Origin of the sequence: Paenibacillus marchantiophytorum, assembly GCF_014640555.1 — a bacterium.
Classification (GTDB): Bacteria; Bacillota; Bacilli; order Paenibacillales; family NBRC-103111; genus Paenibacillus_E; species Paenibacillus_E marchantiophytorum.
In genome coordinates, this window is sequence record NZ_BMHE01000032.1 from 1 (window position 1) to 12646 (window position 12646).

Annotated in this window: 10 protein-coding genes and 2 riboswitches; of the genes, 6 read left to right on the top strand and 4 right to left on the bottom strand. The window is 49.1% G+C overall.

Translation table 11 applies throughout. The features are described from left to right. Positions 1-609 precede the first annotated feature (609 nt). The 3 genes from argS to speE form a co-directional block, all read right to left on the bottom strand. Positions 610-2283, bottom strand: coding sequence for an arginine--tRNA ligase (argS, locus tag IEY34_RS24150; RefSeq protein WP_189016080.1), 1674 nt, complete (start codon positions 2281-2283; stop codon positions 610-612). 5 nt (positions 2284-2288) lie between these two features. Continuing rightward, positions 2289-2699 (bottom strand): YwiB family protein, encoded by a 411-nt coding sequence (locus tag IEY34_RS24155; RefSeq protein WP_189016083.1) that lies wholly within the window; start codon positions 2697-2699, stop codon positions 2289-2291. A gap of 177 nt (positions 2700-2876) precedes the next feature. After that, the gene (gene speE, locus IEY34_RS24160; RefSeq protein ID WP_189016086.1) at positions 2877-3704 is read right to left on the bottom strand and encodes a polyamine aminopropyltransferase; all 828 of its coding nucleotides are present in this window, start codon (positions 3702-3704) and stop codon (positions 2877-2879) included. 369 nt (positions 3705-4073) lie between these two features. On the opposite strand from speE, the gene IEY34_RS24165 reads away from it, so the two are divergent. Then, positions 4074-6098 (top strand): transglycosylase domain-containing protein, encoded by a 2025-nt coding sequence (locus IEY34_RS24165; RefSeq protein WP_189016254.1) that lies wholly within the window; start codon positions 4074-4076, stop codon positions 6096-6098. A gap of 172 nt (positions 6099-6270) precedes the next feature. Here the strand turns inward: IEY34_RS24165 and IEY34_RS24170 are convergent, their stop codons facing one another. Next, positions 6271-6810 carry a YwhD family protein gene (locus tag IEY34_RS24170; RefSeq protein WP_373291324.1) on the bottom strand — a complete coding sequence of 180 codons (540 nt, stop codon included), beginning with the start codon at positions 6808-6810 and terminating at the stop codon, positions 6271-6273. A 204-nt stretch (positions 6811-7014) separates the two neighbouring features. Here IEY34_RS24170 and IEY34_RS24175 point away from each other — a divergent pair, with 204 nt between their 5' ends. From IEY34_RS24175 to sugE, 5 genes are all read left to right on the top strand, one after another. After that, positions 7015-8970 (top strand): M1 family metallopeptidase, encoded by a 1956-nt coding sequence (locus IEY34_RS24175; protein WP_189016256.1) that lies wholly within the window; start codon positions 7015-7017, stop codon positions 8968-8970. Positions 8971-8996: 26 nt separating this feature from the next. Next, on the top strand, positions 8997-9815 hold the full coding sequence (locus IEY34_RS24180; protein ID WP_189016089.1) for a hypothetical protein: 819 nt from the start codon (positions 8997-8999) through the stop codon (positions 9813-9815). Positions 9816-9982: 167 nt separating this feature from the next. After that, positions 9983-10123: riboswitch (cyclic di-AMP (ydaO/yuaA leader) on the top strand. Between the two features lie 3 nt (positions 10124-10126). Further along, entirely contained in the window at positions 10127-10600 is a 474-nt protein-coding gene (locus IEY34_RS24185; protein WP_189016091.1) for a C40 family peptidase, read from the top strand. A 93-nt stretch (positions 10601-10693) separates the two neighbouring features. Beyond that, on the top strand, positions 10694-12079 hold the full coding sequence (locus IEY34_RS24190; protein WP_189016095.1) for a cryptochrome/photolyase family protein: 1386 nt from the start codon (positions 10694-10696) through the stop codon (positions 12077-12079). A gap of 53 nt (positions 12080-12132) precedes the next feature. Beyond that, positions 12133-12236, top strand: a riboswitch (guanidine-I (ykkC/yxkD leader). Positions 12237-12308: 72 nt separating this feature from the next. Continuing rightward, positions 12309-12629, top strand: a complete 321-nt coding sequence (gene sugE / locus IEY34_RS24195) for a quaternary ammonium compound efflux SMR transporter SugE (RefSeq protein WP_189016098.1) — start codon at positions 12309-12311, stop codon at positions 12627-12629. The last annotated feature ends 17 nt before the right edge of the window (positions 12630-12646 follow it).

Genomic DNA, 12646 nt, shown 5'->3' on the forward strand with positions numbered 1-12646 from the left:
CCGTGCATTTCAATTGGCTCACGTCCCTAATATGGAATAAATCTCTATTCTCCATATTTATTCATATTCCCTTGTGCCAACGAAGAAAATATCCAACAAAATTTTGGGTAGACCTAAGTAGTTACAGCAAAAAGTGTCCTTATCGCGGGGGTGAGGAAACTACAGTGCGCTATTTTGCTGTTTGATGGGAAATTCAGCGCTTTTCGTGGAAATAAGAACCTGTAGTTCCGCTATGACCCTCGCATCCCTGCTATTTGCCTGAATAGCGCCCTCCATTTCCCTTACTAGTTTTTTCGCTAATTTGCGGATGATCTCCCTATGTAGCGAAGCCTTTTTGTTTTGGGGACTGAGATATCTACAATGAATCGACAGCCTCCTACAGTGCCTTATTTCCACGAAATAAGCTGGATTTCCCGTCAAACAGCAAAATAGCGCACCACAGTTCCCTCAAACTTGAAATAATGACACTTTTTCCTATAATAGCGCACTGTAGTTCCCTCCCTCTTCACGCGAGGCAGCGCGGGCAACTCCTCGTACACAAAGACACCTCCCATTCACGCAAGTGGATGGGAGGTGTCTTTGTGTACGTGCGGTGCGCGGGAGCGGAGCCTACATCCGCTCCGGAGCCGATACGCCTACAACGCGAAGCGTGTTGGCGAGGGTCGTGCGCAAGGCGCCCAGCAAAGCGAAACGCGCCTGCGTCAAAGCTGCGTCATCCGAGATGACGTAGTGGCCTCTGTAATAGCTATGGAACTGGCTCGCCAGTTCGTATACATAGCGGATAAGGCGATGCGGCGCATATTGATCAGCCGCAATGGCGATCTCTTCCGGCAGCTCGCCAATCTTGCGCAGCAAGTCAAACTCAGCTTCAGACGTAAGCTGGCTCAGGTCGACCTGCTCCAGCGGGAGCAGCTGGATGTTCTGCTCTTCCGCCTGGCGGAAGATGCTGCAGATCCGTGCATGGGCATACTGCACATAGAAGACCGGATTCTCATTGGACTGGGAAACCGCCAAGTCCATGTCGAAATCCAAATGCGAATCCATGCTGCGCATCGCGAAGAAATAACGAATCGGATCGACGCCAACTTCGTCCATGAGATCTTCCATCGTAACCGCTTTGCCGGTACGCTTGGACATCTTCACCTTTTCACCATTCTGGAAAAGGCTCACCATCTGCGCGATCAACACAACCAGTCGATCCGACTCAAAGCCAAGCGCAGTCATTGCGGCTTTCATCCGCGGGATGTAACCATGATGATCTGCGCCCCAAATATTAATCAAGCGCTCGAAGCCGCGCCCGAATTTGTTGCGGTGGTACGCGATATCCGGTGTAAGGTAAGTAAACGAACCGTCGTTTTTGATCAACACACGATTCTTGTCATCCCCCAGCGGCGTTGTGTTCAGCCAAGTTGCGCCTTCTTCTTCATAGATGTGCCCATTGTCCCTTAGCTCTTGGAGTACAGGTGGGATGAGGTTATCTTCATAAATCGACGTTTCCGAGAACCAGTTGTCGAAATGGACACCGAAGCGACCCAAATCGCGTTTGATTTTGTCGAGTTCTTTTTTCAATCCGTACGTACGGAAATATGCACGACGCTCATCGTCCGATAAGCTCAAAAGGCGATCCCCTTCTTCGGCAGCGAGATCCGCAGCAAAGCCTTTGATATCTTCTCCGAAGTAGCCATCTTCAGGCATCTCCGCATCTTGCCCCAATGCTTGCAAATAACGGGCTTCGATGGATTTCGCCAAGTTGACGACCTGGTTGCCTGCATCATTGATGTAATACTCACGGGATACCTCGTATCCGGCCAGATCCAGCACGTTGCAAAGCACATCCCCAACAGCCGCTCCACGGGCATGTCCCAAATGCAAAGAACCCGTCGGGTTCGCACTGACGAACTCGATCTGGACTTTCAGCCCTTGACCAATATTCGATGCCCCGTAACGCTCACCCTGCTCAAGAACATTAGCGATCACTGGGTACAAGTACACTTTGTTCATTTTGAAGTTAATGAAGCCCGGTCCAGCAATTTCCGCCTCTGCGATGTTTGCTTTTTCCTTGTTCAGGCCCGCGATGATCTTCTCAGCGATCTGTCTTGGATTCTGCTTGGCAATACGCGTCAGCTGCATCGCGACATTCGTAGCGAAGTCCCCGTGTGTTTTCTCTTTGGGCACCTCAAGAATAATTTCCGGCAATTGATCCGCTTCCACGATGCCCGCAGCCAGAACCGCCTCAACAATCGCTTCTTTCACTATACCTTTGACTTCGTTTAGTACATCCATTCGTCTTACTCCTCCTGAATTAACAACTTGATCCTGTATGTCCCCGCATGTGAGCCTGATGCATATAAATCATAGCGCCACCTCGTAATGCCGATGCCATGATCGGCCTCCAAGGTCAGCTCATGAGTCTCGATTTCGAGTTCCAACCGGCCCTGTGGGGTTTGATAAAAGCCGATCCGCTTCTCACCGGCCACAAACGTCTGCTCGGCTTGTACATCTCCTTGACGGACGATGCGTATTAAATTCTCTTCCAGCTTAATTAGCGTTACCGTTCGTCCTAGCTCGCTAGGCTCTTCTTCATAGCGAATATACGTGTGATTGCCTTTGCGATAGAGATCTCCCCGTGCCTTCTGCACCGTCGTCTCGCTTCCGCTCCGACTCTCAATTCGAATGCGCACAGGCGTTTTTGCCGTCATGGTCCGTCATTCTCCTATTCTGCAGGTCCTCTAGCACCTGATGTCAAGATAAGGCAAGTTAGGTATTAGTTTATATGATAAGGTCGATGAATTCAATGGATGAGGACACGATACAAACAAAAACCACCAGCCCATTCCGTGACAAGCACAGATTAGCTGGCGGCTCTCATATCCTGATTACTTAATCAAATCTTCCACAAATTTCGGCAATACGAATGCCGCTTTGTGTAGACGTGGCGTGTAGTACTTCGTCGGAAATTCCGGAATCGATGCTTCTTCAACTTGCAGCGGATCATGTTTCTTGCTGCCCAGGGTGAACGTCCACAGACCGCTTGGGTACGTAGGAATGTTCGCGCTATACACACGTACGATAGGGAAGATTTCTTTGACATCCCGGTTCACTGTTTGGATCAGGTCTGCTTTGAACCAAGGGTTGTCCGTTTGAGCAACGAAAATCCCGTCTTCTTTAAGTGCCTCATAGATCCCTTGATAGAAACCTTTGGAGAAAAGTTCAACAGCCGGACCCACAGGTTCCGTGGAATCAACCATAATCACATCGTACGTATTCTTGTGGTCGTGGATATGCATGTAGCCATCGTTCACGATCACTTCAACACGAGGGTTGTCCAATTCGCCGGCAATTGTCGGCAGGTACTTCTTGGAATACTCAATGACTTTCCCATCGATATCCACAAGCACCGCTTTTTTCACTTTGGGATGCTTCATGATTTCACGAATAACGCCGCCGTCGCCGCCGCCTACAACAAGGACGAACTCTGGGTTCGGGTGAGTAACAAGCGCTGGGTGCGCCACCATTTCATGATAGACGAATTCGTCTCTCACAGTTGTCATGACCATGCCGTCCAGGGTCAGCATCGTTCCCCATTCTTCGGTTTCGATCATCGAAAGGTCTTGGAAATCCGTTTGCTCTCTTACGTAAGTTTCTTTTACTTTGGCTGTGATGCCGAAGCTATCCGTTTGTTTCTCTGTGTACCACAAATCCATGTTCATACCTTCTTTCGCTAGACTATATTGGGATGAATAAATACTGATATTCGTTATCTCTAACAGTGTGCCACCAGTTGGAAAACTCATGCGATGGGCGTCTAATATTTCCTGTCCCTTTCTACGCACAAATTGTATTATAGTTCATTACCCTCAAAATGCAATATTTTCCTAGCCATTTTACACATTTCACAAAAAATATTTACAATTTGTTGAATACGGACTGCCATGCTTTTCCATACTGGATAGTAAAGCCTTTGCGGCCATGGAGAAAGGAGGCAGAGCACGATGTCCGAGAATGAAAATAATAACCGCCCGCCCGCCTCAGGCACACCTCAGAAACCAAGAGACAAAGAACTTCCTGCTTCTATGCGCTGGATGCGTCGTATTAAGAAATTGTTTTCCTTCTTCTTCACGTCCTGCATTCTGCTGCTCATTCTGGCTGCCGGCTTCTTCGTCTATTTGCGCGCCCAAACTTTGCCTGTCACCAAGATGCTGCAAACCTCTCAAATGTATGATACCCACGGCGAGTTGATTGACACCTTCTATTCCGGGCAAAATCGGCAGGTCGTTACACTGAAGGAAATATCACCCTATCTAATCAATGCGACACTGGCCGTCGAAGATCAGCATTTCTATGACCATTTCGGGGTCGATGTCAAAGCGGTGGCCCGGGCTGCTGTTGTCAATGTGCAAGCGATGGCCAAGGTGCAAGGAGCTGGGACAATAACCCAGCAATTAGCTCGGAATTTATATTTGAATCATGATCGAACCTGGTCTCGTAAAATAAAAGAAACCGTCTATGCAGTACAGATGGAAATGCAGCTTAGCAAGGATGAAATTCTGACGAATTATCTGAATCAAATCTACTACGGTCATTCCACGTATGGCATCGAAACTGCTTCTGAGCTGTTCTTCGGCAAGCATGCCAGTGAATTAACGTTGGCCGAAAGCGCCATGATTGCCGGGGTTCCGAAAGGCCCTCGCTATTATTCACCCTACTATGATTTGAAAAATGCGATGGATCGCCAAAAGATCGTCCTGCAAACCATGGTGCGCAGCGGGTTCATTACACAAGCTGCTGCAGATGCCGCAGGCAAGGAAAAGCTGACCATTCAACCGCTAACGAAGAAGAAACCGGCGGCCGCTCCCTATTTCCGCGATTATGTACGTTCTCTGGCGACTGATAAGCTGGGGATCTCGGAAGAACAATTCGACGAAGGCGGCATTCGGATTTACACGACTCTGGATAAAAAAGCGCAGGACATCGCAGAACGTGTTGTCACCAAACAGCTCGCTGATAAACCGGATCTGCAAGCAGCCCTCGTCGCCATCGACCCGCGAACCGGTGAAATTAAAGCGATGATCGGCGGGCGCGACTACGCTGAGAATCAGTTCAACCGCGCTCTCTCCAATACAAGACAGCCGGGGTCTTCCTTTAAACCGATCGTCTATATGGTTGCCCTGCAAAATGGTTACACGCCAGTTACGCTGGTGAAAAGTGAACCAACGGTGTTCACTTACGATGAAGGACGGCAGAAGTACACACCGAGAAATTTCAATGACCAGTACGTCAACGCCAATATTGATATGCGCCAAGCCATTTCGAAATCGGATAACATTTATGCCGTACACACGATTCTGGATGTTGGCCCCGCGAAGGTCATCGACTTAGCCCGCAAGCTTGGCATCGATTCTCCGATGAAGCCTCTGCCATCGCTAGCTCTAGGGTCGTTCCCTGTCAGCCCCTTCGAGATGGCCTCCGCCTTCGGGACGATTGCCAATCAAGGCATTCACCATGAGGCGACGGCGATTGTGCGGATTGAAGATGCCAGTGGGAATGTCTTATATGAAGCAAGTCCGAAGACTGAGACCGTGCTTGATCCTGCTGTTGCTTATGTGATGACGAATTTGATGGAGAGTGTGTTCGAGGAAGGCGGCACAGGAAATCGGGTTGCCAGCACCATTAAGCGGCCGATTGCCGGCAAAACCGGCACAACGGATACCGATGCGTGGTTGGTCGGCTTTACACCAGAGCTTGCGACAGCTGTCTGGGTCGGCTATGACAAGAACCGGGATATCTCTACGGTGGAATCCCATCTGGCTTCACCGATTTTCGCCGAGTTCACGGAACAAACCTTGGAGGCGATCCCGCCTAAGCTATTCCCTGTACCCGAAGGCGTCAACAGCGTTTATATTGATCCGGTGAGCGGTAAGCTATCCAATGAAGATTGCCCGAATGCCCACCTGGAGACATTTCTTGCCGGCACGGAGCCAACGACGTATTGCACAGGCAAGCCTGCGAAGCCCGCTTCGGGCGATGATCATAAAGGCACGCCAAAAGGTCAAAACGGCTCCTGGTGGAACGATCTCAAACGTTGGTGGAACGACTGATCCGACCAGTTCCAGTAAACACAAAAAGGCAGAACTAAGCGCGTCTTAGTCTGCCTTTTTGCTGTCCTAGTATATGAGGTAACATACACTAGGGTCTAGTATACTCGGTTCACCATTGTGTAACAATGGATGACACATAATGTTCATATTCTCAAATCAAGCCCCGAATTGATTAAGATAGCGCATCTTTCAGCACTTGATCCGAGCGATTCCACCATTCTTCGTTGTGGCTGATCAGCTGTTTTTTGAGCGCGGCCTTCTCCCCGTCTGACAAACCTTCGAGGATGAATTTGCGTTTCATCGCGCCATCCATTTTGTTCACATGATCCGCTAGGATTTTCCATCCACGACGTGCTTCTGTATCGACCAACATTTCACATGCGGACATCCCGGCATAATAAGCGCCTTCTTCCGTGCGGTCTACCGCAACCCACACAATCCAGGCTTTGCGGCCATTGGGCACATCTTCTTTGTTCGTCGAGAATTTGATGCCTTTCTCAATTTTACTCTTCGCATGAAGGGTACCTTCATCCAGGTAAGCTTCATCGCCATCAATAATGACACCCGACACATTGCTTAAATCGATCGCTCCGGCACCAAAGCCTTTGTGATTCACTTTGGAGCTTACTATATTTAAGGCCAGCTTCTTTTTATCCGCTTCCATAAGGGCACCATCCACTCTTCGTAATAATAAAATGACACTTTGCTTCATTGTAGCGAAAGTCACCCCTCAGAACAAGGGCGAGATCGCCAGATCCCCAGAATGGCCGTCTATACCGCCTTTTTCAACAATTCTTTTCCACTCGCAGAAATATTCCCTAGGTTGTCTACATATACATGCTGTAGATGCTTGTTAGGCGGGGTGAATCTATTGAGTGTTCTATTCAAAAACCGCAAGGTACAATGGTTCGTTGTCATGCTCCTTGCAGCAGGCGCTGTCTTGCTGTCTGAAACTTTGCTCCCATCTGCAAGTAGACTGGCGGTTCCGGTCATCTCCAAAGAAGAACCGTCTGCTCCGGCGCCGGACATGCAGCCTGCTGATAGCGGCAAACCATTGGATAATCAAACAACGGCGCCACTTAGTTACCGCATTGCGGAGTATCACATGAACGTTGCCTATACACCGGAATCAAGACAGCTCCAAGGGCAACAAACGCTAACATGGGAAAACCCGGGATCCGTTCCTGTACAAGAGCTTTACCTTCATCTGTATCCGAATGCCTTCGCGTCCAAGAAAACGACGTTCATGCGCGAATCCGGCGGGAAGCTGCGACAAGATGAAGCCCGGACAGGCACCAGCGGCAGTATGGACTTGCTATCCGTTAAAACCATGGATGGCGAAGATCTTAGTCCCCGAATGACGTTCGTTCAACCGGACGACGGCAATAAAGACGATCATACGCTGCTCAAAATTCCGCTGCCAAAGCCGGTAGGTGCTGGTGAACAAGTGACGATCAAAACGGAATTCCTCGTCAAGCTGCCTGCTGTTTTCGCCAGAATGGGCTATGTCGACGATTTCGTAATGGCAGGGCAATGGTTCCCTAAGGTTGCTGCCTATGAACGGGCAGGAACAAGGGGGCGCACGGAGCCGGGCTGGAATCTCCATCAATACCATGGCAATTCTGAGTTTTATGCCGATTTCGGCTTGTACGACGTGAAAATCCAAGTACCGTCGAACTATACGGTAGCGGCGACCGGATTCCCTGTTAAACCGGCAGTAACGGATAAAGGTATGAAAACGTATCAGTTCTACGCGGATGATGTGCATGATTTTGCCTGGTCCGCGTCGCCGCATTTCGTTTATGTGGAAGAGCCCTTCTCGACGCCGCAAATTCCCGGCGTGAAGATTAAGCTGTACCTCGATCCCAACCATCAGGATTTGAAAGACCGCTATATGAATGCAGCGAAAAAAGCCCTTACCCGCTACAGCCAATGGTACGGAACGTATCCGTACTCGACGCTGTCAGTCGTGGTGCCTCCCCCTGGCGGCAATGGCGCTGGCGGCATGGAGTACCCTACGCTCGTCACCGCGTGGGGAGCCGACGACAAAACGCCTGATCTGGAACTGGAACGCGTCGTTGTACACGAGATTGGCCATCAGTACTTTTACGGACTTGTCGCCAGCAATGAATTCGAGGAAGCTTGGCTCGATGAAGGCTTTACCTCCTATGCGGAGGACAAGGTCATGGAAATGGATTATGGGGTTTCCCCTAATCTGCCGGTCGAGTCCAGCTATATTACTTCCCCTAATACATTGAATCAGAATGCATGGGCCTACACCGGACATGATCAGTATGCGGAAAATGTGTATACACGGGGGAAACTCGTGCTGAAAGCTATTGAGAAACAAGTCGGTACGAAGACGATGGACCGCATCATGCGCACCTACTTCCAGAAATGGGAGTTCAAACACCCTTCGACGAAGGATTTTCAAAATGTCGTTGAGGACGTGACCAAAACCAAATGGGATGACTTCTTTAATGACTATGTGTATGGCGCGATGATGATGGATTACTCCGTGGAGAGTATCCAAGTGAAAGCCAGCGGAATGAAAGAGAAGCCTTCCTATGACAGCACGATTGTTATTTTTAAGAAAGGCGGCAATTCACCAGAGGTTCCTATCCACTTCCATTTCGCTGACGGCACCTCGCTCGACAAAACGTGGGATGGCAAGGAAAGCCGGATTGAATTCAAATTAACCCACACGGCACCCGTAGACTGGGTTCGCATTGATCCTAAGTATTCACTCATTCTAGAAAACAAGCACATCAACAATTATCTGCAAACGGAAGTGAATCCGAAGTGGAAAATCCGTTGGAATCTCGGCATCATTCAATTCTTGCAAGCCATTTTCGGCTGGGTTTCCTGGTAAAGCACAACTCTTAAGGAGGGACCACCATGACATCCTATCTCAAATCCGGCTTAAGGGCAGCTTTCGCGCAGCCTTTCGCCACGATCATCTTGTTCGTGTATCAAATGGGCTGGAGCATTCTGCTCTATAAGCTGGTGCAGGGGGTGCTTGTCCCTCTTATGCACCGCTTTCCAGGCGGTCAGCAGCCCAAAGAAGCGCTGCAGGTGTTCCTGGCTGAAAGCCAGTTTCAGCTCATGAAAACAGATCTGAGCCATTCCTATCTCTGGTGGCTCGGAGCTCTGCTGGCGCTGCGCATGCTGCTCACGCCGGTGCTCAGCAGCGGCGTTTATTACTCGCTCACGCATTCCGAACAAAATGCCGGCTATCGCTTCTTCCGAGGCATCAAGGTGCTGACGCTCCCTTTCCTCCTTGCGTATATCACGCGAATTGCGCTTACCTTGCTGCCGCTCATCTGGCTGCTGCCCAAGGCGCAAACAACCTTGGCGCACAGCACATCTTATGAGCAGGCTGCCCTGCAGCTGCTGCCATGGTTCATCGGCATGCTGGTTTATGGATTTCTCTTTCATCTACTCTTCATGTATGTGCAATTCGCGCTTGCCGGCCATCTGGGTGTTCTCTCCACCGTCATTACCTTTATTCGCTATTCGTTTCCTATTGTCGGACTGGCGCTCCTTCTTTTGCTTAGCTCGGGACTATTGGCAGGGCTCACCATTACGGCTACTTACCTATGGGCAGGTCTGGTAGCGCTAATCATTTATCAGCTATTCCCACTTTTCCACATATTCCTGCAAATTTGGGCGATCACGTCACAATTCAAACTGCTTTCCGCCAAATTGAACGGTTAAAATCAACAAAAAAAGCTTATACTGACTTAAATTTCCTCATTCCTCAGCGAATGGGGATTTTTTTGTCTGTTTAGCTTTGTTTTCCACACTTTTTCAAAAGAAATCGTTCCTAAAAAGAGGAATTTAGATCTTTATGACGAATTACAAGGACTAGCATCAAAAAAACCAAATATTTCATGCCGAATTCCCCATTTCATGGGGAAACGGGGGAACCACTACCCGGGTGAATTGATCTTGCAAGACAGGGATCATAGGGAACCTTCAACCGAACCCTCCAGCTAACCTCGTAGGCACCGGAAGGAGACAAGCAGTTGAAAAAGATTGTAGCTCTTGTTTTTAGTCTTGTTTTGTTTTTGAGTGTAGCTTTAGGAAGTGTATCAGCGTCACAATCTAAGTTGGATGAAACGGTTGACGGATTGCTCGGTGTTCCGTACAGAGATGCGGGAACGACAACAAAGGGCTTTGATTGCTCTGGATTCACCGCATACGTTTTCGACCAGTTCGGCATTGACCTTCCTCATAGTTCATCTGCTCAAGATAAAGAGGGCTTCTGGGTTGACAAAAGTGATCTTCGCAAAGGTGATCTTGTGTTCTTCAACACAGGTGGCAAAGGTATTTCTCACGTAGGTATCTACCTTGGAAACGGTGAATTCATTCATTCCGCGTCCAATGAAGGTATTGTGAAAAACAAACTAAGCGAATCCTATTATGCGAAACGGTATGTATCCGCCAGACGCGTTCTGTGGGATGATATCTACAATCAGCTGACTGCTGAATCCAAGTAATTTTCCTGTAATACTATGAATAAAGCCTGGACAAGCCTCAGCTCGAAAGAGCCGCTTTCCAGGCTTTTATTCTTTCTGGAGGCCTAGTCTATAATGAAATTATTCCTACATCGGAAGGATTTGCGGGTAGATGATCTGGCTGCATTCAACTACTTGTTGAGCAGTAGCGAACCTAGTCTGCATATGCTCATTCTCGATCCGTTTTTACTGCGCCATTCTAGACATGAAGCCCATAGCGGCAAGCAATTTCTGCAGTATGTGAGACGGTTGATGAACCTTTATAAGCAGTATGGCAAAACGATCTATGTGGTATACGGAGAGCCGGAAGTTGTTCTTGAACAAGTGCTGCACAACGCACCGATTGATGAGGTTATCGTACATAGGGATTTCACGCCTTATGCCAAAACACGCGATCGGAAGCTTCGTGAAGTCGCTCGAGCACGAGGTGTATCGTTCACAGAATTCGTTGATCACACCTTGGCTGATTTAGCCGATTTCCAGATTTCCTCTGGCAAAAGCGGTCCTTACAAAGTTTATACCCCCTTTTATAAAAAGCTAAACACCTACTTGCAAACTTTTTATCGTCCTTCTTCGCCGCTTCATCTGGGTGATTTGTCGACGGTGGATCTCGCCCAGTTGGAGGGCAGCCAACGCTTATTGGAGCTCATCCAAAGCTGGGTTCCCCCTTTCTCTCTCGAAGATTATATGCCTGCTGAAAATCCCATAGAATCCCTGGACGATTTCCTAACGGACCATCTCCCCTTCTATGCGGCGCGGCGCGACTATTACGCTTACGATGGCACAAGCTCGCTAAGTGCCGCGATTAATGCAGGCGCCATCTCGATCCGCAAAGTTTACGAGGCAGTCATGGAGCAGGAACATTCGGCCGCATGGGTGCGCCAACTGGTGTGGCGGGATTTCTATTTGTATCAATCCATCTATGATGAGAACTTTTTCGGCTATGAGAAGACGTTTGACTTCACCAACCTCAGTGATCGGCATTTCGAGGCTTGGCGCAAAGCTGAAACCGGCGTGCCCATCATTGATGCGGCGATGACAGAGCTCAATGAAACCGGCCGCATGCCCAATCGACTGCGGATGATTACAGCCATGTTCCTCACGAAGAACTTGCTGTGTCCATTTACGTTAGGCGAGCAGTATTTCCGCTACAAACTCAGTGATTACGACAATACCCTTAACCGCGGTGGGTGGTTATGGTGCGCCTCTTTGGGCTTCGATGCGTCGCCCTATTTCCGCATTATGAATCCCGTGACGCAATCGATCACCTATGATCCGAGCGGCCAATACCTGCGCAGATGGCTGCCGCAGATGGCCGGACTAAGCGACAAGCAGATTCATCAGCCTCAAGCCCATGCCATCGTTGATCTGAAGCAGTCCAGAGCAGCCGCGATCGAGGTTTACAAGCATATTTTGAAAAGTAAACCTACCGTTGAGCTCGGTGGCTCTGAGGATGGATAACCTCTGCCAAAACTGTAACTTGACATCACATGTAAGCCATTCTATAATAACGGCATGTCGTTTTCTAGGGTTCCGCGGCGCTCATCCGCCGGTCTGGTCCGAGAGAAAACACGCAGCGAATACGCTGTGGTCACGGAGGGAGAAAAGCCCGGGAGTCTTATCGCGATGCGATAGCTTCCGGGCTTTTCTCTGTCTGCTTATTTTATTTTACGAAAAGGAGTGGTTTATCATGGCTTGGTTATTTCTCGTTATTGCTGGTGTTTTTGAGGTGGTTTGGGCCATCTCGCTGAAGTTTTCCAACGGTTTTACGCGTTTGGTCCCTTCTGCGATTACCTTGGCTGGGATGGTCGTCAGCTTCTACTTTCTGGCTGCTGCAACCAAAACCCTTCCGATTGGCACCGCTTATGCGGCTTGGACCGGAATTGGCGCTGTCGGCGCCATTATCATTGGCACACTGTTTCTCGATGAACCGATCAGCCTCACTCGAATTTTGTTCATGATCCTTATCTTGGTGGGTGTTCTCGGCCTTAAATTTACTTCTGGTCATTAAGCCCCAATCTTTCTATC